This window comes from Ensifer sp. 1H6 (assembly GCF_001976035.1).
GTDB lineage: Bacteria > Pseudomonadota > Alphaproteobacteria > Rhizobiales > Rhizobiaceae > Ensifer > Ensifer canadensis.
Map to the genome: position 1 here is coordinate 200513 of NZ_MOAI01000003.1, position 24154 is coordinate 224666.

At 61.3% G+C, this 24154-nt stretch carries 21 protein-coding genes; 11 read left to right on the top strand and 10 right to left on the bottom strand.

What is annotated here, in order from left to right:
• Positions 1 to 84: 84 nt before the first annotated feature.
• Positions 85 to 774: a glutathione S-transferase family protein gene (locus BKP54_RS05445; RefSeq protein ID WP_025426475.1), complete on the bottom strand. Its 690-nt coding sequence runs from the start codon at positions 772 to 774 to the stop codon at positions 85 to 87.
• Positions 775 to 915: 141 nt separating this feature from the next.
• Here BKP54_RS05445 and BKP54_RS05450 point away from each other — a divergent pair, with 141 nt between their 5' ends.
• The gene (locus tag BKP54_RS05450; RefSeq protein ID WP_025426474.1) at positions 916 to 1428 is read left to right on the top strand and encodes a DinB family protein; all 513 of its coding nucleotides are present in this window, start codon (positions 916 to 918) and stop codon (positions 1426 to 1428) included.
• On the opposite strand, the gene BKP54_RS05455 is transcribed toward BKP54_RS05450, so the two are convergent.
• Positions 1369 to 4035 carry an AMP-binding protein gene (locus tag BKP54_RS05455; RefSeq protein ID WP_084814305.1) on the bottom strand — a complete coding sequence of 889 codons (2667 nt, stop codon included), beginning with the start codon at positions 4033 to 4035 and terminating at the stop codon, positions 1369 to 1371. The two genes, BKP54_RS05450 and BKP54_RS05455, sit on opposite strands and share 60 nt — an antisense overlap.
• Before the next feature lie 248 nt (positions 4036 to 4283).
• Here BKP54_RS05455 and BKP54_RS05460 point away from each other — a divergent pair, with 248 nt between their 5' ends.
• Positions 4284 to 5369, top strand: a complete 1086-nt coding sequence (locus tag BKP54_RS05460; protein ID WP_025426472.1) for a GGDEF domain-containing protein — start codon at positions 4284 to 4286, stop codon at positions 5367 to 5369.
• Between the two features lie 22 nt (positions 5370 to 5391).
• Here the strand turns inward: BKP54_RS05460 and BKP54_RS05465 are convergent, their stop codons facing one another.
• Positions 5392 to 5862: a MarR family transcriptional regulator gene (locus tag BKP54_RS05465; protein WP_025426471.1), complete on the bottom strand. Its 471-nt coding sequence runs from the start codon at positions 5860 to 5862 to the stop codon at positions 5392 to 5394.
• Between the two features lie 91 nt (positions 5863 to 5953).
• Here BKP54_RS05465 and BKP54_RS35760 point away from each other — a divergent pair, with 91 nt between their 5' ends.
• Positions 5954 to 6148 carry a hypothetical protein gene (locus BKP54_RS35760; protein ID WP_158071675.1) on the top strand — a complete coding sequence of 65 codons (195 nt, stop codon included), beginning with the start codon at positions 5954 to 5956 and terminating at the stop codon, positions 6146 to 6148.
• A 149-nt stretch (positions 6149 to 6297) separates the two neighbouring features.
• Here the strand turns inward: BKP54_RS35760 and BKP54_RS05475 are convergent, their stop codons facing one another.
• On the bottom strand, positions 6298 to 6585 hold the full coding sequence (locus tag BKP54_RS05475) for a hypothetical protein (protein WP_025426469.1): 288 nt from the start codon (positions 6583 to 6585) through the stop codon (positions 6298 to 6300).
• A 324-nt stretch (positions 6586 to 6909) separates the two neighbouring features.
• Here BKP54_RS05475 and BKP54_RS05480 point away from each other — a divergent pair, with 324 nt between their 5' ends.
• The gene (locus BKP54_RS05480) at positions 6910 to 8799 is read left to right on the top strand and encodes an ABC-F family ATP-binding cassette domain-containing protein (protein WP_057211449.1); all 1890 of its coding nucleotides are present in this window, start codon (positions 6910 to 6912) and stop codon (positions 8797 to 8799) included.
• Between the two features lie 39 nt (positions 8800 to 8838).
• Here the strand turns inward: BKP54_RS05480 and BKP54_RS05485 are convergent, their stop codons facing one another.
• On the bottom strand, positions 8839 to 9681 hold the full coding sequence (locus tag BKP54_RS05485) for a GNAT family N-acetyltransferase (protein WP_025426467.1): 843 nt from the start codon (positions 9679 to 9681) through the stop codon (positions 8839 to 8841).
• A 329-nt stretch (positions 9682 to 10010) separates the two neighbouring features.
• On the opposite strand from BKP54_RS05485, the gene BKP54_RS05495 reads away from it, so the two are divergent.
• The gene (locus BKP54_RS05495) at positions 10011 to 10937 is read left to right on the top strand and encodes a Gfo/Idh/MocA family oxidoreductase (RefSeq protein ID WP_025426466.1); all 927 of its coding nucleotides are present in this window, start codon (positions 10011 to 10013) and stop codon (positions 10935 to 10937) included.
• Positions 10938 to 11013: 76 nt separating this feature from the next.
• On the opposite strand, the gene BKP54_RS05500 is transcribed toward BKP54_RS05495, so the two are convergent.
• Positions 11014 to 11463, bottom strand: a complete 450-nt coding sequence (locus BKP54_RS05500; RefSeq protein ID WP_025426465.1) for a DNA polymerase III subunit chi — start codon at positions 11461 to 11463, stop codon at positions 11014 to 11016.
• A gap of 41 nt (positions 11464 to 11504) precedes the next feature.
• Positions 11505 to 12995 carry a leucyl aminopeptidase gene (locus BKP54_RS05505; protein WP_025426464.1) on the bottom strand — a complete coding sequence of 497 codons (1491 nt, stop codon included), beginning with the start codon at positions 12993 to 12995 and terminating at the stop codon, positions 11505 to 11507.
• 325 nt (positions 12996 to 13320) lie between these two features.
• Between BKP54_RS05505 and lptF the strand changes: the two genes are divergently transcribed.
• From lptF to rsmA, 6 genes are all read left to right on the top strand, one after another.
• Entirely contained in the window at positions 13321 to 14490 is a 1170-nt protein-coding gene (lptF, locus tag BKP54_RS05510; protein WP_025426463.1) for an LPS export ABC transporter permease LptF, read from the top strand.
• Positions 14487 to 15569, top strand: coding sequence for an LPS export ABC transporter permease LptG (lptG, locus tag BKP54_RS05515; RefSeq protein ID WP_025426462.1), 1083 nt, complete (start codon positions 14487 to 14489; stop codon positions 15567 to 15569). The genes lptF and lptG overlap by 4 nt, the downstream gene beginning before the upstream one ends.
• On the top strand, positions 15569 to 17917 hold the full coding sequence (locus BKP54_RS05520; RefSeq protein ID WP_025426461.1) for an LPS-assembly protein LptD: 2349 nt from the start codon (positions 15569 to 15571) through the stop codon (positions 17915 to 17917). Before lptG ends, BKP54_RS05520 begins: the two co-directional genes overlap by 1 nt.
• 184 nt (positions 17918 to 18101) lie before the next feature.
• Positions 18102 to 19043, top strand: coding sequence for a peptidylprolyl isomerase (locus BKP54_RS05525; protein ID WP_025426460.1), 942 nt, complete (start codon positions 18102 to 18104; stop codon positions 19041 to 19043).
• 15 nt (positions 19044 to 19058) lie between these two features.
• Positions 19059 to 20087, top strand: coding sequence for a 4-hydroxythreonine-4-phosphate dehydrogenase PdxA (gene pdxA / locus BKP54_RS05530; RefSeq protein WP_025426459.1), 1029 nt, complete (start codon positions 19059 to 19061; stop codon positions 20085 to 20087).
• Positions 20087 to 20914 (top strand): 16S rRNA (adenine(1518)-N(6)/adenine(1519)-N(6))-dimethyltransferase RsmA, encoded by an 828-nt coding sequence (gene rsmA, locus BKP54_RS05535; protein ID WP_025426458.1) that lies wholly within the window; start codon positions 20087 to 20089, stop codon positions 20912 to 20914. Before pdxA ends, rsmA begins: the two co-directional genes overlap by 1 nt.
• A 202-nt stretch (positions 20915 to 21116) precedes the next feature.
• Here rsmA and gmk read toward each other — a convergent pair whose 3' ends face one another.
• The 3 genes from gmk to mltG all read right to left on the bottom strand — a co-directional run bounded on the left by gmk (position 21117) and on the right by mltG (position 23961).
• Positions 21117 to 21776: a guanylate kinase gene (gmk, locus tag BKP54_RS05540; RefSeq protein WP_084814307.1), complete on the bottom strand. Its 660-nt coding sequence runs from the start codon at positions 21774 to 21776 to the stop codon at positions 21117 to 21119.
• A 3-nt stretch (positions 21777 to 21779) separates the two neighbouring features.
• The gene (locus BKP54_RS05545) at positions 21780 to 22667 is read right to left on the bottom strand and encodes a YicC/YloC family endoribonuclease (RefSeq protein WP_025426456.1); all 888 of its coding nucleotides are present in this window, start codon (positions 22665 to 22667) and stop codon (positions 21780 to 21782) included.
• A gap of 103 nt (positions 22668 to 22770) precedes the next feature.
• Positions 22771 to 23961 carry an endolytic transglycosylase MltG gene (gene mltG / locus BKP54_RS05550; protein WP_025426455.1) on the bottom strand — a complete coding sequence of 397 codons (1191 nt, stop codon included), beginning with the start codon at positions 23959 to 23961 and terminating at the stop codon, positions 22771 to 22773.
• Between the last annotated feature and the right edge of the window lie 193 nt (positions 23962 to 24154).

The window sequence follows — 24154 nt, forward strand, 5'->3', positions numbered from 1 at the left end:
TCTTGAGAAGTGGCGGTTCATTAGCCGCCAATTCCGCGCAAAACAAGGGGGTTCACTCACGATTCGCCGCGAGCCTTGCGGGTTTCACGCCGCTGTCACAGAGCGGCCGATGCCATCGTGCAGGTCGAGGCAACGCTCGAACCAGTCGGTGACCGGATCGCCTTGGGAAAGCAGGCGTTGCGGCGAAACGATACGCGCCCATTGCAGCGCACCGAAGACGATGTAGTCGGCAAAGAGTGGCCGCTCGCCGCCGAGATAGGGCTGAAACTTCAGCATATGGCGCAGCGGCTCAAGCTTGTCGGAGAAGGTCGCAAGGGCCGCGCCTCCGGTTTCAGCCACCGCTTCGAGCGAAGTGCCGAAGCGCGCCTCGCGACTTTCGCGGAAATAGACCCGATCGACCGGATCGAGCCTGTCGTGAATATCCTTGATGATGATGCGAGCGATTGCCGGATGCAGCGTCGTCTGCGACCAGCCCTCGATGAAGCGGGCCATGGCCATGCCGCCCGGTCCGCCAAACAGCGACGGCCGATCCGGGTAGTTCTCGTCGAGATAGACGGCAATCTCAAAACTGTCCTGTACCAGCCGGTCGCCGTCGCGCAGAAGCGGCACGAGCTTGGTGGCGCCTTCCTCTACCTTGGGGATCTCGGTAAAGCCGATCGGAACGACGTCGAAGTCGAGCCCCTTATGCGCAAGCGACAGCTTGGTCTTCCAGACATGCGGTGAAAAAGGTCGGGCCCTGTCGGCACCGCAAAGCGAATAGAGTTTCCTGCTCACGTGATCTCCCGGCGAAAATTGGATCGTCTCACCTCATTCGACGCCAGACGGATCGAACGATCAAATGATTAAATTTCATGGGTGGCATTCGCCACAGGAATGCGGATCTGCGCTAACTTCGCGACCACGAAGGAGAAACAGATGCTCGATCATTTTCGCATGTTCGCCGACTACAACATCTGGGCCAACCGCCGGCTCTACGCAGCGGCCGCAGAACTTCCGGACAGCGAACTGAGGCAGAGCAAGGGTGCATTCTTCGGGTCAGCGCTTGCGACGCTCAATCATATCCTTGCCGCGGATCGGATCTGGATGAAACGTTTCACCGGCGAAGGCGACGCGCCGACAGCGCTGGATACGATGCTCCATGAAGATCTCGCCAGCCTTACCAGCGCACGCGAACGGGAAGATGCGCGAATGATTGCCTGGATCTACGGGCTCGATGAGGCGCGGTTTGCCGCCACCTTCAATTACACGACGCTGAGCTCACCAGTGATCGTCACGCAGAAGCTCGGGCCAACGCTCGCCCACGTCTTCAATCACCAGACCCATCACCGCGGCCAGGTGCACGCGACGCTGACAGCGCTTGGGCGTCCATCAATTGTGCTGGATCTCGCGTTCTTTTTGTGGACCGAAGGCGAAAAGTGGGCGAACTAAAACAGCCCATCTGGCACTCGGCCGCAGATGATTAAGCGACAGTCCGGGCTTGGGCCTTCCGTTCACAGCCGCCTTGAGCAATTGGCGTTGCAAGAGCCAGGCGGCGAGGCCAAGCGCGATGCCGCCTGCGATCGAGACTGTGGAAAAGAGCACCGTTGGGAGATGCGGCTGCAGCGGCGTCATCAACAGCTCCGGCACGAAACGGTGCAGGATGTAGATATGGAAGCCGGCAGCCGATAGCGGCAGCACCAGCTGCGCTGCCCAGCGCGGAACGCTGACGCGCGGCGCATAGACCAGAGCAACGAGCACGGCGATCAACAGCAGATACTTGATCTTCGTGCCGATCCAGACGCCCTCGTAAAGGCCGAAAAACAGGAAGGCGCCAGCTCCCGCGACCACCAGAAGCAGTCGCTGCAGATGCGTTTCGGCGATCGCGGCGCACCAGCCGATCACAGCGAGATAGAAGATCCATGGCAAGGTGAAGATCTGCCGGTTGCCGATCGGCCAGAGTATCGGCAAGGCCAGCCTGGCGATCAGCGCCACGCCGAGCAACAGCATGCCCATCGCAAAGGGCTGCCGAGCAGCAAGCCGCCGGAAGCGCTGGATCGCGAACAGCGCCACGAAGACCAGCATCATCTGGCAATAGGCTTCGATGAACCAATAGAGGTAGGGCACCATGCCACGGGTCTCCGGATCGGCGAAACCGAAATTGCCGACAAGGAAGATCGATGCCCAGGGGACTTCGCCCCAAACGGCGGCATAGGCGCCGACAATGAGATAATAGGGCACGAGGATCTGCGTGAGTGGTCGCAGAATAGCCAAGCCACCACCGGCCAGAAGCGGCCCCATCTGGAATCGGGCGAGGCTGAAACCGGCAAGGATAACCATGGCAGCCGATCCGCCCGGCAGCGGCCACAGGGTTTCGTGGTGAAGAACGACGAGCAATATAGCCAAGGCACGGATGATCAGATCCATTCCGATCCTTGCCGTCGCCGTTTCTCGCTTTTCCAGCGCCGCAAGTGTTGCGATCGGCATGGCCTCCCACATCTCCGGAGCCTGTCCAAGCGCCTTTTCGAGACCAATCGAGAGCTGCACGAAACGCAGCGAATCTCCGCCGAGCGAGAGGAAGCTATCCTCCGGCTTCACCCGTGCAGGATAGAACACTTGCTGGAAGAGGCTTTCGATACCTTCGCGATCGCCGTGGCCGGCGGCGATCGCCTGCTTTGCTGCAAGGCTCAGGGCACCATAGTCGACTTTGCCCGATGGCAACCTCGGGATTTCCGGCACGTGCGTGGCCATGATGTGGGCAAGTGTCAGGCCGCTCGCGGCAACGAGCAGGCGGCGCACGTCCTCGAGTCGGCCTTCGCCCTGAAAGAAGGCATGCAGCCCTTCGTCATCGCCGACGATTGCCGCCACAACACCGCGCCGCTCGAGCGCGTGCTCGAGGGTATCGTGGCCGATGCGCAGGCCAGCGATCTTGGACATGCGTTTCATGCGTCCAACGATGCGGAAAAGGCCATCGGTTTCGCGGACCGCCAGGTCGCCCGTATGCAGTTCGTCAAGGTCTGCGCCGCGGGCCAGGTCCTGCCGCGACGAGGCGTAGCCCATCATCACATTGGGGCCGCGATAGACAAGTTCGCCGGCGACACCGGCACCGGCAATCGCTCGCCCCTCATCATCCGCGATCGATAGCATGCCACCGGGAATGGCGACGCCGATCCGGTCTTCATTGCCCTTGAGCCGCGCGGGGGGAACATAGGCGATGCGGGCCGTCGCTTCGGTCTGACCGTACATGACGAATAAAGCGGCGCCTTGGGCGCGAAGATGCTCGTCATAGGCACGAACGCGCTCCGGCGCCATACGTCCGCCGGCAACCGTCATGAAACGCAGTTGCGGGAACGCACGGTCGCGAAAGCCGACCTTTTCCAGGAGTTCATAGGAATAGGGCACGCCGGAAAGATTGGTGCAGCCGCTGGCCGCAAGACCGTCAAGGAATCCTGGATCAAGGATCGAGCCGCTGGGAACGTAAAGGCTGGCGCCGACAGTCAGATGGGCGTTCAGCACCGAAAGGCCATAGGAGTAATGCAGCGGCAGGATCAAGCACCTGCGATCGTCGGCGCCAAGCTCCAGATATTCGGCAATCGAGCGGGCATTGACCGAAACATTGCCAGCCGAAAGCCGCACCGCCTTGCCGCACCCGGTACTGCCAGAGGTCGACAGCAGGAGGCCGAGGTCCGGATGCAACGGCTTGTCACTGCCCCCCAGATGTTCGGTTCGCCAACGGCCGTCGATCCGGCAATAGGCACAGTCCGGTTCGAACATGTCCGTCCAGGCCGCAGTGCCGGCGGCGCGCGGCGCCTGCATGGCAACCACATGTCCGGCCTTAAGCGCTGCGAGATAGGCAATGATGGCATGTTCGGAGAGTTCGGGCTCAAGCTTTATCAGCGCGCGGGTGCGCGGAAAAAGTGCGACCTGACGGTCGACCCTTTCGTGCAGGTCGCGGTAGCTGACGAAACGCCGACCGGGAAGAACCAGAGCGGGACGCTCGCCCCACGCCGCAAGATCCGCGATGAATGAAGGGGGCATTGTCAAACCATCACTCTGCATTCGAGCCTCCCGCCCGATTTAGCAAGGCGGGATATAATTGTTGACAAGCTCCGTCAACTATAAACATGAACTAAAACAGCAACTTTCGACTTTCCGCTCCAATCGGTTGCGCCAGTCCCTCCTGCGGTGGGATTTCGACAACCATACCGGGCAGATCTGGTATCGCGCCTGGTATCTTCAGACTCCCTTAAACGCAGCGCCGCCATAGTGTTTTCGGATCCCATACAGGCATCGAGGACGACCACGGAATGACCAGGCAAGTTGCCGCGAACACCGGCCGATCGCAGACGAAAAGCACCACCATCATTTTGAAGGTGGCGCAATCCATGTCTCAGCTTGGCATCGCGGCACTGCCACGCAACTATGAACTTGTCTATGAAGCCTTGTCCGGCCGGCTACCGCAGCTTTCGCGCGATCTGGCGGCGCTCGGCGCCACGCCGCAGCAGGACGCCCTCGACGAACTCGGCCTCAAGCATCATCTGGTGGCTCACGGGGCACTTGCCGCCGACAGGGCAAGGGCAGCAGCACAGGAGGCCCTGAGCGAACTTGCTCTGCAGCTGAGGCACAGCCTGGCGCAGAAACACGCCTTCAGAAGCCAGCTCGACCGCTTCAAAGACCGCCTGGTCGCCGACCCGGTTGCCGGCCTGTCGGAGTTTGCCGACGACGCAGCGAGGTTGCGGGATGCGGCCGGCCTGCTGATGAATGAAGAACAGGCTTTTCAAACAGCCTTGCAGGTAAGCGCCGAGCGCTTTGCAGCGCTGGAAGGCGAGTTCGCCGAAAGCCGCAAACCGTTGACCCGCGACCCCGCCACCGGCCTGCCCAATCGCCTGGCCCTGGCGGCGCGTTTGAGAACAATGCTGGAAGCCGAAGGCATAACCGAGCCGGTTGCCCTGCTTGTCGTGTCAGTCGAGGGGTTGCGCGGTATCGCCGAGCAGCACGGCGGCAGCGCGGCAGAAAAGGCGCTCGGCAAACTTTCGACGCTGTTTCGCAAGTCGATCAAGAAGAGTGACTTCGTCGCACGCGTCGGCGGCCAGGAATTTGCGTTCCTCTGCAGCGACGTCACAGAGGAGAACGCCGAAGCAATTGCGCAGCGCATCCAGCAATCGGTGGAGGCGCTGCGCGTCGCCCTGCCCGGCCGTGCTTTCACGACCGAAACCCTTTCGCTCTCGGCCGGCATCGCGACGGCCCAGCCGATGGCGACGCCAGCCGACGTCATGCAGCAGGCCGAACTGGCGCTTGCGGCCGCCCGAACGGGATCGCGCTCGGGAATTCTTGCCTATACGCCGGAGCTTGGCGGCAAACGGGCGAAGATCTATTCGCCGCACGCTGCCTAAAGCGCGTCGCGATCTCCAGGGTTCATGCCGCTTCTGACTGCCGCTCATGCACGGCCATCCGGCTCGTGCCGATTTCGCAAGCCTTGTCACCCAGCCGACCGAGCAGGCGATGAAGATCCGTGCGCTCATTGTCATCGAGCGCCGAGAAAAGCTCTTCGATCATCTGACGACGTGGCCGGAGCGCCGCTTCGAGGCCGGCCCGGCCGAGGTCGGTAATCGAGATGATCTTTGCTCGCCGGTCCTCGGGATCCGGCTCGCGGACGACCATCCCGTCGCGCTCAAGTCCGTCGATCGCCTCAGTGACGGTTCGCGGGGCAAAGCTGAGTGCCGAAGCGATGTCGGCGCAGCGACATGGCCCGAGTTCGCTGAGATAGAACAGGAACTTGCTGCGCGCGAGCGAGACGCCTTCTTCACTCATGGACGCGTTCACCAGGCGGTGGACGCAGTGGTAGAGTTCGAAGAGCCGCTCAGCGACGTGAATTTTTTCTGTCATGGCAAATCACCTCATTGGCAACGCCAAAACGAGATAACCCGGCCCCGCTTGGCGGGACCGGGTTATCTGGTCGTCCGTTTGGCGTGGGTTATTGACTGTCCTGACCGGTCTTGCCGAAGGCCTTCGCATTGCCGTTGGCAATCGCGCCTGTCGCCGCGGCGTCAACCGCCTTGTTCTCGATACCGGCATAGTAATCACCACCGTCGACGTGTTTGCGGACACGCCGGCACCTGCCGAAGCGTCTGCACGACCGGTAAAGAGCGGCTTCGGGCTGACGCCTTCATAGTAGCTGCCGCCGGCAAAGGCGGTGGATGCGCCGGCCAACGTTGCCGCTGCAACGAGAAGCGTTGCGATGGACTTTTTCATGGGAGTTTTCCTTGATGGGGATGGAGCGTCATGGGGCTGGAAGCCCCATGACCGGAGACGGAATGCGCCTTAGCGGGAGATGCCCTGGTAGTATTCGCCTTCGCCGCCCTGAACAACCTGCGGCCTGGCATCGTAATTGTGGACCGAGCCGGTGGACGTACGGTCGACATATCCGGCTTCCGAACCGCGGATGTTCAAGGCGGAGCTACCGGCGGCCTTGGGAGCGCGTTCGGTAAACAGCGGGGTCGGGCTGATGCCTTCGTAATAGCTGCCGCCGGCAAAGGCGGCGGAGGCGCCGCCGAGAACGGCTGTTGCAACGAGAGCTGCGGCGAGTGCGGTGTGGATCGTGGTTTTCATCGTCTTTGCTCCTGGGAGGCTCGTTCGCTTGAACGAGGGTTTCATCAAAACTACGTTTGGCCGGATCGGTCTTTCCTGGAACGCGGTGGCCTTGCCGATGGCGTTCAGTCGATCGAGGCGGTCGGAAGAGCTTTCGCTGCCCTTCGCTTAAACAGATGGTCCCTCACGATGAGGATGTGTAGTATCGATTGTCGGAACGCGTTGTTCATGAATTGATAACAATGGCCCCTTGAAATCCGCGAACCAGACATCCACGCGCCGGGCCGAAACTGCAGTCGCGACGCACCTCTTGCCTTCCGGCTCAAGTCCGGGCAAAAGGCCGCAATGATCCAGATTTCCGGCCTTTCCGCCCGCATCGCGGGCCGTCTCCTCATCGAAAACGCATCCGTGACGCTTCCGGCGGGCACGAAGGCCGGGCTAGTCGGACGAAACGGTGCCGGCAAGTCGACGCTGTTCCGTATCATTACCGGTGAGTTCGCTTCGGAAGCCGGCACAATTTCGCTGCCCAAGAATGCGCGGATCGGCCAGGTCGCACAGGAAGCGCCCGGCACCGAGGAACCGCTGATCGAGATCGTGCTCAAGGCGGACAAGGAACGCACGGCGCTGGTCGCCGAGGCGGAGACCGCGACCGACCCGCACCGTATTGCAGAAATCCAGACCCGGCTCGCCGATATCGGCGCCCACTCGGCGGAGGCGCGTGCGGCGAGCATTCTCGCCGGCCTCGGCTTCGATCACGAAGCGCAGCTGCGCCCTGCCTCCTCCTTCTCCGGCGGTTGGCGGATGCGCGTGGCGCTCGCAGGCGTTCTCTTCTCCGAGCCGGACCTGCTGCTGCTCGACGAGCCGACCAACTATCTCGACCTCGAAGGTACGCTCTGGCTCGAAGATTACATTCGCCGCTATCCGCACACCGTCATCATCATCAGCCACGACCGCGATCTGTTGAACACGGCGGTCAACGCCATCGTGCATCTCGACCAGAAGAAGCTCGCCTACTATCGCGGGCCTTACGACCAGTTCGAGCGACAGAAGGCGGAAGCCGACGAGTTGCAGATGAAGGCGAAGGCCAAGAACGACGCGGCGCGAAAGCACCTCCAGAGCTTCATCGACCGCTTCAAGGCCAAGGCCACCAAGGCCCGCCAGGCGCAGAGCCGCGTCAAGGCACTGGAGCGCATGGGTACGATTGCGGCCGTGATCGAGGATCACGTTCAGGGCTTCTCCTTCCCAGAGCCGGAGAAAGAGGCCGCATCGCCGATTATCGCCGTCACCGGCGGAACCGTCGGATACGAGCCCGGCAACCCGATCCTCAAGCGCCTCAACCTGCGGATTGACACCGATGATCGCATCGCGCTGCTCGGCTCGAACGGCAACGGCAAGTCGACCTTCGCCAAGTTCATCTCCGGGCGGCTGGCGCCAGAATCCGGCGAGTTGAAGATCGCGCCGAACCTCAAGGTCGGCTTCTTCGCGCAGCACCAGCTGGATGATCTGATCCCGACCCAAAGCGCCGTCGAACATGTGCGTCGTCGCATGCCGGAAACACCGGAAGCCAAGGTGCGCGCCCGCGTGGCGCAGATGGGCCTGGCGACCGAGAAGATGGAAACGCCTGCCAAGGACCTCTCGGGCGGCGAGAAAGCACGCCTGCTGATGGGGCTGGCTGCCTTCGACGCGCCCAACCTGCTGATCCTCGACGAGCCGACCAACCATCTGGATATCGACAGCCGCAATGCGTTGATCACCGCGCTCAACGACTATTCCGGCGCCGTGATCCTGATCTCGCACGACCGCCACCTGATCGAGGCGACCGCCGACCGGCTGTGGCTCGTGCGGGACGGAACGGTGACGAGCTACGACGGCGACCTGGAAGACTATCGGAGCCTGATCGTCGGCGGCCCTAAGGCCAAGGAGGACAAACCCAAGGCAGCCGGAGCGGACGATTCCCTGTCAAAGGCGGACCAGCGCAAGGCCAACGCGGACAAGCGCGCATCGCTGGCACCTCTCAGAAAAAAGATCAACGAAATCGAATCGCTGACGGGAAAGCTGGAGAAAGTGATTCAAGCGCTCGACGCTGAACTCGCCGACCCAACGCTTTACGAAAAGTCGCCGGCGAAGGCCGCGCAGAAGGCCAAGGAACGCTCCGACGCAGTCGACAAACTTGCGCATGCCGAGGAACAATGGCTCGAGCTCTCGTCCGAGTACGAAGAGGCGATGGCCATCTGATCCGACACTTTCGAAATGGCTGTCCCGGCACGTCGCCGGTCAGCCGAGTTCGAAGGTGGTGATGCCGTAGATGCGGGCGAGCGGCAGATCGGGCACGACGCCTCGATACATCCGCGCCGTTTCGAAAACCGGTTTCATGTTGTAGCGCTCGCAGAGCGCACGCGCCGAGGCATTCGGCTCGGGAATGTCCAGGTGGATCTCCTCGCCCTTCACCGTCGCAGCCAGCTTTCGAAACACCAGGTCGGCTGCCGTCTCGCTTTCGGAAAAGAGCGGACCGATCCTGTAGCCCTGCCGGCAGGCGCGCAAGGTGCCGTAGCCGGCAATCGCACCGTCCCGGAGCAGCACGACGCTTCGTCGCGTACGGCCCGGTCTCAGCCATTCGGTGAGAAAAGTGTCGCGCCGGGCTGGCATGAAGCGACGGTCGTAGTCGATCAGCATCGGCATGTGGATCGGCGCAACCTCCACCAGGTCCGTACCCGGAGGCTCGACCGCGTCGACGATGCCGCCATAGCGGATATTGGCGTGGGCGAGAACGAAGCCAGACCGCCGGTAGTTCTCCTGCTCGGCAACGACACCGTCGAGACCGACAATGCGTTGTCCCGCCGCCGCCAAGGCGTGCTGCCACATCTGGCCGCCGATACCCTGCCGGCGGAAATCCGGTGCCGTTATGTAGAAGCCAAGGAAGGCATAGTTCTCGTCGTAGCGCACCAGCGATATGGCGGCTGCGAGCTTGTCCTCGCGCTCCGTCACCCAGTATCCTTCCGGATCCGCCGCCCAGAATGCCGCCGCATCGTCGAGCCCCGGGTTCCAGCCTTCGCGGGCCGCCCAATCGATGATGGCATCGAGTTCGTGGCGGCTGGCATGGCGGATTTCGTGGTGCATAATCTCTCCTCGTTCTGCCGGTCACCGCGCGTGTCGCGTTTGCTGCACATGTGGATTGGCATCATGGATTGTAGAAGCTACTGCATGCTCCTTAAATCCTATTCGATTTAAGGATAAAAACATGCAGCAATTCAAAGTGCTACAGCGACCTTTGCGCGTCTGATAAGACGCGCGGCGCTGTAGGGCACAGGAGGCCAGAAAGAATGGGTCCGTTGCCGTTTGTTTGGCGTTCAGCAAACCGGGCTCGCGTCTCTTCGGCAGTGCTTGCCCGCGCCGCGCAATCTGCTACAAGAACCGACAATAAATCATACTAATATGAGCGAAACACCATGCCTCCAATTCAAATCGCGCTTGTCGGCGTCGGCAAGATCGTTCGTGACCAGCACCTGCCGGCCATTGCCAAGAACGACGACTACCACCTGATTGCTGCGGCGAGCCGCCACGGCACCGTCGATGGCATCGATAATTTCAAGTCGATCGAAGCGATGCTGGAGGCCGTTCCCGCAATCGACGCGGTATCGCTCTGCATGCCACCGCAATACCGGTATGAGGCCGCGCGCACGGCCCTTGAGGCCGGCAAACATGTCTTCCTCGAAAAACCGCCAGGCGCCACATTGAGCGAAGTCGCGGATCTGGAGGCTCTGGCTGCATCTAAGGGGCTGTCACTGTTTGCAAGCTGGCATTCGCGCTATGCACCGGCAGTAGAGGCAGCGAAGTCGTTTCTCACCGCGACCGCAATCCACGATGTGAAGATCATCTGGAAGGAGGACGTGCGGCACTGGCATCCGAATCAGGAATGGATCTGGGCGGCCGGTGGCCTCGGTATCTTCGATCCGGGTATCAATGCGCTGTCGATCGTAACGCATATCCTGCCACGGCCGCTGTTCATAACCGCAGCCACGCTGGAATTCCCGGAGAACCGCGACGCCCCGATCGCCGCCACGATCGCCTTCACCGACGCGAACAAGCTGGCGGTTTCGGCAGAGTTCGACTGGCGCCAGACCGGTAAACAGAGTTGGGACATCGTCGCGCAGACCGCATCAGGCGAAATGGTGCTTTCGGAAGGTGGCGCAAAGCTCTCGGTCGACGGCAAGATTGTGCATGAGGAGCCGGAGCAGGAATATCCGATGCTCTACAAGCGCTTCGCCGAAATCATCAGGGCCAAGACGTCGGACGTCGATCTGGCGCCGCTGCGCCATGTCGCCGATGCCTTCATGCTCGGCCGACGCAAATTCGTCGAAGCCTTCCACGACTAGGCGTCCGGACAGGATCGAAAAACAAAACCCGCGGTTTGCCGCGGGCTTTGTCTTCTTGAAGCCGTTCTTGCGTCGCTCAGGCCTTCTTTTCCCAGCGTCCGTCACGGTTCTGTTGCCAATAGGTGAGGTTGTGGCCCTCACCCTTCAGCCGCTTCCAGTGACCGCGAGCGGCTTCGAGCTGTTCCTGGTCGTAGCCGTCGAACATGAAGACGATCCGCTCGTAAGTATCGACCGGTGGCGGGTTGGCACCGTCGACGACGAAGCGAACGGTTGCGGCATTGTGATTGCCATCGTCCGCCACCAGGAGAACCGGCTGCTCGGCAGCGAGTTCCCCGGCATCTGTCCCGTGCGGCAGGAAACTTTCGTCCCTGTAAACCCAGAGATGCGTATCGAGCGCATCGCGCCTCTCGGCATCGACCGTCTGCACCACCACCCTCCAGCCGCGCTCGACGCTTTTATCGAGCAGCGGTGGAAGTGCGTCCTCGAGCTTCGATTCCGTCAGGTGATAGAAAAGGACCTCGATCACACCGATCTCTCCACGACCTTCACCGCGGCTCACGATGCCGCTCAGGACTCATAGCTCGCGCGGACCAGCTCATCGAGCAGGCGAACGCCGAAGCCGGAGCCCCAGGATTGATTGACTTCGTCGGTCGGCGAGCCCATGGCGGTTCCGGCGACATCGAGATGCGCCCAGGGCGTATCCTTGACGAAACGCTGCAGAAACTGCGCCGCCGTAATCGCGCCGCCATGACGTCCGCCGGTGTTTTTCATGTCGGCAAACTTGCTGTCGATCATCTTGTCGTATTCCTTGCCGAGCGGCATGCGCCAGAGGCGCTCCTGCGTGGCAATGCCGGCGGCCAACAGCTGGCCGGCCAGGCGGTCATCATTCGAAAACAGGCCGGCGTGATGGGTCGCGAGCGCAACCATGATGGCGCCTGTCAGCGTCGCAAGGTCGATCATGGCCTGCGGCTTGAAGCGGTCGTTGCAATACCAAAGTGCATCGCACAGAACGAGACGTCCCTCGGCATCGGTGTTGATGACCTCGATCGTCTGCCCTGACATCGAGGTGACGATGTCGCCTGGGCGTTGTGCGCTGCCATCCGGCATGTTTTCCACAAGCCCGATGATGCCGACGACGTTGACCTTGGCGTGACGGGCAGCGAGCACGTGCATCAAGCCGGTGACGGCGGCAGCACCACCCATGTCGCCCTTCATCTCTTCCATGCCGGCCGCGGGCTTGATCGAAATGCCGCCGCTGTCGAACACGACGCCCTTGCCGACGAAGGCGACCGGGCGATCCTTGGACTTGCCGCCCTTCCACTGCATCACGACCAGCCGCGGCGGACGCGTCGAGCCCTGGGCAACGCCGAGCAACGCACCCATTCCAAGCTTCTTCATTTCCTTTTCGGTGAGGATTTCCACCTCGACGCCGAGCTTTTCCAGCTCCTTCGCCTTGGCGGCGAACTCCAGCGGACCGAGGACGTTTGCCGGCTCGTTGACCAGGTCGCGGGCGAGAAATACGCCCTCGCCGACCGCCTGCGCCGTCGCAAAAGCCTTCTTCGCTGCAATCACCGCGCCGGTAACGATCGTCACCTTGACCGGCTTGCCTGCCGGCTTGGCATCGTCGTCCGCTTTCTTCGTCTTGTAACCGTCGAAGCTGTAGGCGTTCATTTCCATGCCGAGCGCAAAGTCGGCCGCCGCCTTGCCGGTGACATCGAGGTCGGGGACGTCGATGAAGATCGTGGCCTTGTCGGCTCCACGCAATTTTGCGGCTGCCGCGCCGCCTGCCTTCAGCCAATCGTGATCGGTCAATGCATCGGTGTCACCAAGACCAAGAACCACGATCCGGTCCGCGGGCGAGCCATGCGGGGCAATGATATCGAGGGTGGAGAATGCCTTGCCGCTGAACTTCTTGACCTTCGCCGCCTTGGCCAGCACGCCTTCCGGATCGGCGACATCGGCGCCCGCCGCCTGTCCTGCGGCGGCTTTCAGGAGGACCGCAACACCACCCGCCGGGCGATGGGACTTGGCGAAGGTGAACTCAAATTTCATAGACATTACAAAACTCCGGGCATTTTTCGGTCTTACACGACCCGCCCTGTTACCGGGGGGTGACAGTGACAAACATTCGCTGCGTCTACCACCGTCAAAGCTGTGGTCGGCACCCTTCTCGCTTTTCAACGGCTTGGCAAGATGCCCGCAGATGTTTACATGCGGTTAACCGAGGTTCTTCGTCTTAAATTATCCCAGTTGCTTTACGATTTGAGCAGCGCCGGACGTGAGACGGAAGCTCGGTTCCCGCTGATGGCGGCGGCAGCAACAGGCGTTTCGATGCGGCGGTGCGGCACAGAAACATGAGCATGGATTTGGACCGGAAACGGACATGAAGCTGATCGAACGCTACATTTTCCGGCGTGCCCTGACCATGTTCCTCGCTACGCTTTTGCCGTTGCTCGGCATCGTGTGGACGACGCAGGCCCTGACCAACGTCAACCTGGTTACCGATAGCGGGCAGTCCGTCTTCGCCTTCCTGAAGCTGGCAACGCTCATTCTGCCGTCGGTCGTGCCGATCATTCTGCCTTTCGCCCTGGTGATCGGCGTAACCCAGACGCTCACGACGATGAATACCGATTCGGAGCTGACGGTGCTGAACGCGGCCGGAAGCTCGCGCATGACCATCATCCGGCCGATCATCTATCTCGCCGCTGGCCTTAGCGTCCTGTCGTTCGTGGTCGACAATTTTGTCGAGCCCTATTCGCGCGTCGCTGTGCGCAAGATGCTAGCAACGGCCAACGCCGACCTGCTTTCCTCGGTCGTCCAGGAGAACGCCTTCCGCAAGATTACTGACGGCCTCTATGTCCAGGTTGGCGGCCGGCGCGGCGGTGGTGTGCTTGAGGGGATTTTCGTTGCCGATTCGCGCAACCCGGCTTTCGAGCTCGTCTATTATGCGCGCGAAGGTGCCGTGGACGAGAAAAGCTCGGCGCTGGTCATGAAGGACGGCGAAGTCCAACGCAAACTGCCGGACGGCGGCGTGTCGATCATCAAATTCGATTCCTACGCCTTCGATCTGGCCGACATGACGAAGGCGACCCGCGAAGCGACGATACGCGCCAAGGATCGCGACCTTCCCAATCTTTTCAATCCGGATCCCAATGATTCTGTCTACCAGGGCAACCCGCTTGCCTTCACCGCCGAACTGCACCGCCGCCTGACGGAATGGACGTTCCCGCTGGTGTTCGGCCTGATCGCGCTTGTCTTCTGCAGTGATGCACGCTCGCACCGCGAGGCGCGCGTCCATCCGATGGTCAGCGCACTCGGCTCTGCCCTCGTCATCCGATGGATGACGTTCTATGCGGGCAACAGCGCCGAGGATTCCGTCTGGTTCGTTCCGTTGATGTATATCGTGCCCCTTGCGACCGGAGCGCTCGCCATTCACCAACTCGCCAGCAACCGGCGTCTCGACATTCCGATGACCTGGCAGGAAAAGCTGTCCGAGCTGATGGTTCGCCTTCGCCTCGTGCGCCCCTCATCTGACGGGAGCAACGCATCATGATTTTCACCACACTCGGCCGCTACTTTCTGACCCGTTATGCTGTCACGACCTTCTGGTTTCTGGTCGGCATTTTTTCGCTGGTCTTCATCATCGACTTCAGCGAACAGGCGAGCCGCCTGTCCAACCTTCCGCACTATTCGGTCACCGGCGCGTTGCTGATCAGCGCGTTCCGGATCCCGACCATCCTGCAACAAACCGTGCCCTTCGTGGCACTCTTCTCGGCGATGGCGGCTCTGATCTCGCTCAACCGCCGCTACGAGCTCGTGGTTACCCGCGCCGCGGGCATTTCGGTGTGGCAGTTCCTGCGCCCGTTCGTGCTTGGCGCCTTCCTGTTCGGCGTACTCGCCGTGCTTGCGCTAAACCCGCTCGCAGCCTGGGGCACGAAGAAGGAAGAGACCCTGCTTGCTGCCCTCGGGTCATCGCGCACCTCGGATGCCGGCTCGATTCCCTGGCTGCGACAGATCTATGAAGGCACCGATACGATCATCGGCGCACGCTCGGTTCAGGATGGCGGCACCACACTTCTGAACGTCACCGTCATCCACTTTGATCCACAGGGTTCGATCATTCTGAGACAGGATGCCGCCTCCGCTAAACTCGAAGATGGTTACTGGCTTCTTAATGGCGTAACGGAAACAAGCAGCGGACAGCTGCCTCGCCGTCTGCAAACGGCACAACTCCGCACGAATCTGAAGCCAGAGTTTGTTCAGGAAAGGCTTGCAAAGGCTGATTCCATTCAGTTTTTCGACCTTCCGCGGAAGATCGAGGTGGCGCGCTCCTTCGGCTTTTCCACAAACGGCATGGAAACCCAATTCCACTCCCTGTTGTCACTGCCGCTGCTGCTTGTCGCCATGACGCTGATCGCTGCGTGCGTGTCGCTGAAATTTAGCCGGTTCAACCAATCGCGCTCGGTGATTCTCGGTGGAATCCTGTCGGGCTTCGTGCTTTATGTCGTCACCGTGCTTGTCAAAGCATTCGGGAGCAGCGGTATTGTACCTCCCTTCGTTGCAGCCTGGTTGCCAGTTGTTGTAGCGATGGCGCTGGGCTCGACGATTCTTTTAAATCAGGAGGATGGCTAGTGGCGGTAGGCAACCGCAAACGTACAAAGCTGATCAACGCTGCCCTGCTCGCAGGAGTGGCGCTGCAGACACTTGCCATGGGAATGAGTGCACCCGCGCTCGCGCAGCAGACGTCGGAGCGCCTTGATTCGCTGCGCCCGAACATGCCGGAAGATGCCAAGCTGCTTCTGTCCGCCAATGAGCTTGTCTATAACAAGGACGCCGAAAAGGTCATCTTGCGCGGCAACGTGCAGATCGATTACGGCGGCTACAAGATGGTGGCCCGACAGGTCGAATACGACCAGAAATCGGGCCGCATTCATGCCACCGGTGAAATCCAGTTGATCGAGCCGGGCGGCAATGTCGTCTATGCCGAAAAGATGGACGTCACCGATGACTTCGGCAACGGCTTCATTGATGCCTTGCGGATAGAGACGACCGATCTGACACGGCTTGCTGCGACCAGCGGCGAACGGCGGAACGGCGAAGAATTCATCCTCAACGAGGCCGTTTACACCGCGTGCACGCCCTGCACGACGAAGCCCGATCACCGTTCGCTGTGGCACATCAAGGCCCAGCGCGTCGTCCAGAATGGACGTACGCGGACGATACGGCTGGAAAACGCCCGTTTCGAGCTTTTTGGCAAGCCCATCGCCTATATTCCGGTGATGGAACTGCCTGATCATACGGTCAAGCGCAAGAGCGGCTTCCTGTTCCCGCAGTTTCAGTACACACAGAAGCTCGGCGCAGGCGTGGGCGTCCCCTACTATTGGGCGATCTCGCCCTATATGGACGCGACCGCCACCGTGACGGGCCTGAGCCGCCAAGGCTTCCTGCTCGAAGGCGAGTTTCGCCAGAGCTTCCACAACGGCCTTCACACCTTGCGCTTCGCCGGCATCAGCCAGCTCGACAAGAGCCGCTTCACGCCTGGTACGGTCGACGCGCTTGAAACGAACCGCGGCATGGTCGCTTCCAGGGGCGTATTCGAGATCAATCCGCGCTGGAGCTTCGGCTGGAACGTCCTCGTCCAATCCGACAACAACTTCGCCAAGACCTACGAACTGTCGACTTTCGACGGAACGACCTACGTCAACCAGGCGTATCTGACCGGGCTTGGCAAGCGGAACTTCTTCGACCTGCGCGCCTTCTATTTCGATATCCAGGACGCAGATCCGAACAGCATCGCTGAAAACCAGCAGCCTACCGCGCAGGTTCTGGATTATTCCTACAAGGCGCCAGAGCCGGTATTGGGAGGCGAACTTTCGGCGACGGTGAACCTCACCAACATCAAGCGAAACCGGCTTGACCTTGACGCCGTTCCAGACGTCAACAGGTACCTAGGTCTCGAGGGCACGTCGCACCGCCTCACGGCCGAACTCGAATGGAAGCGTACCTACATTGCTCCGGGCGGGTTCGTGCTGACGCCGTTGCTTGCCGCGCGCGGTGATGCGCTCGGCCTGAACATGACGGATCCGGGGCCTGGTTATGCCGGGGATTATGACAACAGCGACGCCGCGACGCGGCGGATGCTGACGGCGGGCCTCGAAGCGCGCTATCCGATCCTCTTCGTCGGCGACAACAGCAGCCACGTACTCGAGCCGATCGCCCAGATCTATGCCCGTCCCGACGAGCAGCATCCCGGTGGCCTGCCAAACGAAGATGCGCAGAGCTTTGTCTTCGACGCGACGAACCTGTTTGATCGCGACAAGTACTCCGGCTTCGACCGCATCGAAGGCGGCACGCGCGCCAACGTCGGTCTTCGCTATACCGGGACATTCGACAGCGGCTACGGCTTGCGCGGCATCGTCGGCCAATCCTACCAGCTTGGCGGTTTGAACTCGTTCGCAACGGAAGACTTGGTCCAGGCGGGAGCGAATTCGGGCCTCGAGAGCACACGGTCCGACTACGTCGCCATGTTCGGTGTCGATGCGCCGTCTGGCCTTATGGCCAGCCTTTCCGGCCGTCTCGATGAAGAGGACCTGGCGCTGCGTCGCGCCGATGCCACCGTGGGGTATCTTGGCCTTACCTGGCAGGCGGCAATGACCTATACGCGCATCGAGGCGCAGCCGCTTTACGGCTCGCTCGACAACCAGGACGAAATCCAGACCGCGGCGGCCTACAGGTTCCACGATTACTGGTCCGTCTTCGGCGCGATAACCTACGACATCAACAACGATGTCATCTCGCGCAATGGCTTCGGCATCACCTATGACGATCAAGACACGCTGTTCTCGCTCGTCTACAAGCAGGAACGCGATACCGACAACACGATTGCGAACGACTGGTCGATCGGCGCCCGCATCAGCTTCCGTACGCTTGGCGACGTCAATGTCGGCGACACGAAGTTCGAAGAGCTGGACTACTATTGATACGCTTCGATCCGAGGGGCATTCGCCACATGTTTGCCCCTCTGCCCGCTGTCGGGCCGGCCAAACGGTCTTGTCATCGTTTGGCCGCATGTATTATGCATTCCCTCCGACAAGATAGAACAACGGCGTGAGCCGGGCTGCGGATCGAAGCACCAGGCTTCGCCCGCGCGAAGGACAGGAAAAGATGATGGGCGGGAAAATGTCGATCTTGAGGACGCTTTCGGCACTGGCTTTGGCCGGCAGCCTGAGCATTGCCGTTTGCGCCAGCGCGCAAGCTGCAAGCCAGGTGACGGTAACGGTCAACAACACCGTGATCACCTCCGGCGACGTTGCCAAGCGCGTCGCCTTCCTTCGCCTGCAACGCCAGGCTGGTGGCGCAGAAGAAGCCAAGAAGCAGCTCGTCGACGAGGTGCTTAAGCGTGGCGAGATCGCGCGGATCGGCCAGTCGGTCAGTACGCAGGACGTGGACGCGGCCTATGCGCGCTTTGCAGCCGGCAACAAGCTCTCGCCGGAGCAGCTCGGCAAGATTCTCGATCAAGCCGGCGTTGGTTCCGACCATTTCAAGCAGTTCATCGCGGTGCAGATGAGCTGGCCTCGCGCCGTCAACTTCCGTTTCGGCAACTCAAGTCGCCTGCAAGGCGCTGATCTCGTCAAGCGCATGATGGAAGGCGGAGGCACCAAGCCGGTCACAACGGAATACTATCTCAAGCAGGTCATCTTCGTCATTCCGGAGAAGAAGCGCGGCGCCATCACCGGCAAGCGTCAGGCGGAAGCCAACGCAGCGCGTGGTCAGTTCCCGGGATGCGATACCGCCAAGGTTTTCGCGGCAAACTACCGTGACGTTTCTATCCGCGATCTCGGCCGCATGCTTGTCCAGCAGTTGCCGGACGAGTGGAAGCCGCTCGTCGAGAAGGCCGGCGACGGCAACACGACGGGAACACGCGTGACCGAAAAGGGCGTCGAATTCCTGGCGATCTGCAAGAAGCGCCAGGTCAATGACGACACCGCAGCCGAAATCGTCTTCCGCGCCGAGGACATCGGCAAGAAGAAGGCCGGCGGTGAAGACCCGAACAGCGAAAAGTACCTCGAAGAACTGCGCAAGAAGGCGCAGATCGTCAACAAGTAAGATCAGCGGGCAAAAATGCGTGACACGACCGGCGGGCCCCTTGCCCTGACCATGGGCGATCCTGCCGGGATCGGACTCGACCTTAGCCTGACCACCTGGCTTGGCCGCCGTGAACGCGCGACCCCGCCATTCCTTTTCATCGGTGACCCCACAGTTCTCGCGGCGCGGGCAGCATTGCTCGGGCATACGGTTGCGATCCGCGAGACCGATTGCCGGGATGCCGTCTCCATTTTTGCCGACGCCTTGCCCGTTCTGCCGGTGCGCTGCCCTTCTCCCGTCATTGCTGGCGAGGCCGATTCTGCCAACGCTCCGGCCGTAACGGGGTCGATTGACACAGCGGTACAGCTGGTCATGGATGGCGAGGCTTCAGCCGTCGTCACGAACCCGATCGCCAAGGCCGTGCTCTACGAAGCCGGCTTCCGCTTCCCCGGCCATACCGAATACCTTGCTGATCTCGCGGAGAAGGCCACCGGCGAGCCCCTGTTGCCGGTGATGATGTTGGCCGGCCCCAAGCTTCGTGCCGTGCCGGTGACCATCCACATCCCGCTGAAAGACGTGCCCGCCCAGCTCACGGCAGATCTGATCTATCGAACCTGCACCATTACCGCGGCGGATCTTCGCACGCGCTTCGGCCTCGACAGGCCGAAGCTGGCACTCGCCGGGCTCAATCCCCACGCCGGCGAAGGTGGAGCGCTGGGCGCCGAAGACGATGCCATTATCCGTCCGGTCGTCGAACGGCTGCGCGCCGAAGGCATCGATGCAACCGGGCCTCTGCCCGCCGATACGATGTTTCACGACCGCGCGCGTGCGACCTATGACGTGGCGATCTGCATGTATCACGACCAGGCGCTCATCCCCGCCAAGGCACTTGGTTTCGACGATAGCGTCAATGTCACGCTCGGCCTCCCCTTCATCCGCACGTCGCCCGATCATGGCACCGCCTTCAGCCTCGCCGGAAAGGGCATTGCCAGGGACGACAGCCTGCTCGCAGCCTTGAAGCTCGCGGCAGAACTTTCCAACAATACCGCAGGAGTTATCGTCTGATGGCCGCTCTCGACGGGCTCCCGCCGCTTCGGGATGTCATCCAACGCCATGGCCTCGACGCCAAGAAGGCGCTCGGGCAGAACTTCCTGCTCGATCTCAATCTCACACAGAAGATTGCCCGGACGGCCGGCCCGCTCGAGGACGTGACAGTCATCGAAGTCGGCCCAGGCCCGGGCGGCCTGACGCGAGCAATCCTAGCACTTGGCGCAAAGAAGGTAGTGGCGATCGAAAGGGACGCGCGCTGCCTGCCGGCGCTTGCCGAAATCTCCGGCCACTATCCGAACCGTCTCGATGTCATCGAGGGTGACGCGCTCAAGATTGACTTTGAGGAGATCACCGGTGGTGGCCCGGTCAAGATCATCGCCAACCTGCCCTATAATGTCGGCACGCAGCTTCTGGTCAATTGGCTGCTGCCAAAGACATGGCCGCCCTTCTGGCAGTCGCTGACACTGATGTTTCAGCGCGAGGTAGGCTTGAGGATCGTGGCCGACGCTGACGACGATCATTACGGGCGTCTGGGGGTTCTGTGTGGCTGGCGAACGAACGCCCGCATGGCCTTCGACGTGCCGCCGCAGGCCTTCACGCCCCCGCCCAAGGTGACATCCTCGGTCGTGCATCTGGAGCCGGTCGCCAATCCGATCCCCTGCGCGGTGTCGTCTTTGGAGAAAGTGACGCACGCCGCCTTCGGCCAGCGCCGCAAGATGCTCCGCCAGAGCCTGAAGCCGCTTGGTGGCGAAACGCTGCTGGCAAAAGCCGACATCAATCCACAGCGGCGCGCCGAAACGCTCTCCGTGGAAGAATTCTGTCGGCTGGCAAACTGCCTCTAGAGCATTTCCAGGAAAAGTGCGAAGCGGTTTTCCGTCAGGAAATGCATAAAAACAAGGAGATAGAGCGTTTCTGCGACTCCGCTTAAACCGGAAACGCTCTAGCGCATGTCGCCCGAAAGGGCGCTGCGGCTTTGCGGGAGCGGCAAACGTACCCGCGATAGCAATATCTACGGATGGCCGGCATTGCCGGCCATGCCTCCGGTCAGAACGGGTTTTCCGTCAGAAGTCCATTGACGAATTCGAACAGGCCCGGGCGGCGATCTCGGCGCAGGCGCTCGGCCTCGACGATGGCGCGTACCGCCGAGAAGGCGCGGTCGAGATCGTCGTTGAGAACGATATAGTCGTACTCGCGCCAGTGCTCGATTTCTGCACGTGAATTGGCCAGACGCGTGGCGATCACTTCCTCGCTGTCCTCGGCGCGACGATGCAGCCGCGATTGCAGCTCGGCCATCGACGGCGGCAGGATGAAGATCGAGATGACGTCGCCGGCCATCTTCTCCTGAAGCTGCTGTGCGCCCTGCCAGTCGATATCGAAAAGCATGTCGCGGCCTGCAGCCATCGCCGCTTCGACGGCGTCGCGCGGTGTGCCGTAGAAATTGCCGTGAACCTCAGCCCATTCCAGCAGCGAGTCGGTCGCCCGCAATGCTTCGAACTCGCGGATAGACTTGAAGTGATAGTGCCGTCCATCAATTTCGCTCGGACGGCGCTGACGCGTGGTCACGCTTACCGAAATGCTCATATCGGGATCGGCTTCCAGCAGATTGCGCGCGATCGTCGACTTTCCCGCACCCGAGGGTGAGGAAATGACCAGCATCAGCCCGCGGCGGGCGATCTTGATGGGCGAAGGGGTCGCCGGTTTCATGCGTTACTCCAGATTTTGAACCTGTTCGCGGAACTGATCGATCACCACTTTCAACTCGATGCCGGCGGCGGAGACCACTGCCGCATTCGATTTGGAACAGATCGTATTCGATTCGCGGTTAAATTCCTGTGCCAGGAAATCAAGCTTGCGGCCGACCGGCCCGCCTTTCGACAAGAGGTCGCGGGCAGCGACAATATGAGAGCCAAGCCTGTCCAGCTCCTCTCTCAAATCGGCCTTGGTCGCAAGCAGTGCCACTTCGGCATGCAGCCGGTCGCGATCGAGCGAAGAGCCGCTGCCCATCACCAGCGCCACCTGCTGCGCCAGCCTTTCGGCAATTGCCCCCGGGCTGCGCGAGGGATCATTCTCGACTGTTGCCGTCAGTGCTTCGATGCTGCCGACCTGCGCCAGCAGGATCTGACAGAGCGCCCCGCCCTCTTCGGCGCGCATGCTGCGCAGATCGCTGAGAGCAAGCTTGAGGCCCGTCATGATATCGTCGTCGAGGGACGCGCGTTGCGCTTCACTCTCCTCGGGCTCACGGAAGTCGACAATGCCTCGGATCGCCAGCAGCGTGTCGAACTTGAGCGGTGCGGGATCGACGAGGTCTCCGAGCTGTTCGCGCAAGGTCAGGACAGCCGTCAGCGCCGCCTGGTTCACCACCGCTTCGACAGCGCTCTCCGCTCCACTGACGGACAGGCTGATCTGCAGATTGCCTCTTGAGAAAAATTCTGCAGTGAGCCGGCGCACATCCGGCTCGAACCGCTCAAGTCCCTGCGGCAGGCGAAGCCTGACATCGAGGCCCTTGCCGTTGACGGAGCGCAATTCCCAGGCCCAGCGATGCCGGCCGCTGCTGCCTTCTCTCCGGGCAAAGCCGGTCATCGATTGGAGCGGCATCCTCACCTCCGTGGCATTTTCTGGAAAAGCAATAAGGCGACGGCGCGGTATCCCGCAAGGGATATCCGCGCCGTGACAAGTCCGTCCACAATGCAGGCCGTTGTTACTGAGGCTGTGCCGTCGTTGCCGCGTCCTGGGCGGCCTTTGCCGCTTCGGCTGCCTTTTCGGCTTCGACCTTGCGCCAGCGGCGAACATTGGCGTTGTGTTCATCCAATGTCACGGCAAAGACGTGGCCGCCCGTGCCGTCGGCCACGAAGTAGAGTTCCGGTGTGCGCGACGGATTGGCAACGGCTTCAAGTGCGGCGCGGCCCGGGTTGGCGATCGCCGTCGGCGGCAGGCCCTTGATGATATAGGTATTGTAGGGCGTATCCTTATCGAGGTCCGACTTCAGGATCGGCCGGTCCGCCGGTTTCCCGTCACCGCCGAAAATGCCGTAGATGATCGTCGGATCGGACTGAAGGCGCATGCCCTTGTCGAGCCGGTTGATGAAGACCGAGGCAACACGCGGGCGCTCGTCGGCGCGTCCGGTTTCCTTCTCCACGATCGACGCAAGCGTCACGAACTCCTCGACAGTCGAGACCGGGAGGTTCGGATCGCGCTTTTCCCAGATCTGGTCGACAAGCGCCTTCTGGGCAGCCGCCATCTGCTGGACGATTTCGACGCGCTTGGTGCCGCGCGTAAACTTGTAGGTGTCAGGCTTCAGCGAACCTTCGGCAGGCAGCTCCTGCGGCAGGTCGCCGACGAGGACTTCGTCATCGGACAAGCGATGGAACATCTGCTTGACGGTCAGACCTTCCGGCAGCGACACGGAATAGAGAATGGACTTGCCGGATTTCAGGAGCTGCATGATCTCCTGCATCGATGATCCAGCCTTGATCTCGTACTCGCCGGCCTTCAGTGTGTCGTTGTCCAGGTAAGCCTCCGAGACGAACCGGAAGACGCGGCCATCGGTGATGATGTTGCCACGCTCGAGGCCGCTGGCGATCTCGCTGATACCGGCGCCGCTTCTGACGATGAAGTTCTTGTTGGCTTCGAGCGGGCCTGCTTTTTCGTACTGATGCATCGCATAATAGACGGTACCGGCCGCTGCGAGCGCGACGAAGACGATAACGGTCATGACGAAATTCAGGAAGATCACGACCTGGCTGCGCGCCTTGCGCGAACGCTTCGTAGGCGGCTGCGGCGCCTTCTCGGGGCGCAAGGCTTCGCTGGCCGATTTCGGAATGATCGGCCCGTTGTTCCCGGTGTCGCTGCGGCCGAATTGCGCCGCGCCGTTCTCGTTTGAGTCGCTCACGATTGTCCCGAACCCGAAATTCGCATCCTCATTCTAGCTGCCGCGGTGCGAATTTCGGCCTGGACCGTGGCAGGTATAAAACAAAACGTTTGAGCCGCAGCCATCCCCTTGGATTGGCAGTGGAATAAATGGTCTCGGCGCACCCGCCGGTCAACGGCGTTTTCGCTCGAAGACAGCCAGCATGCGCCCGGCA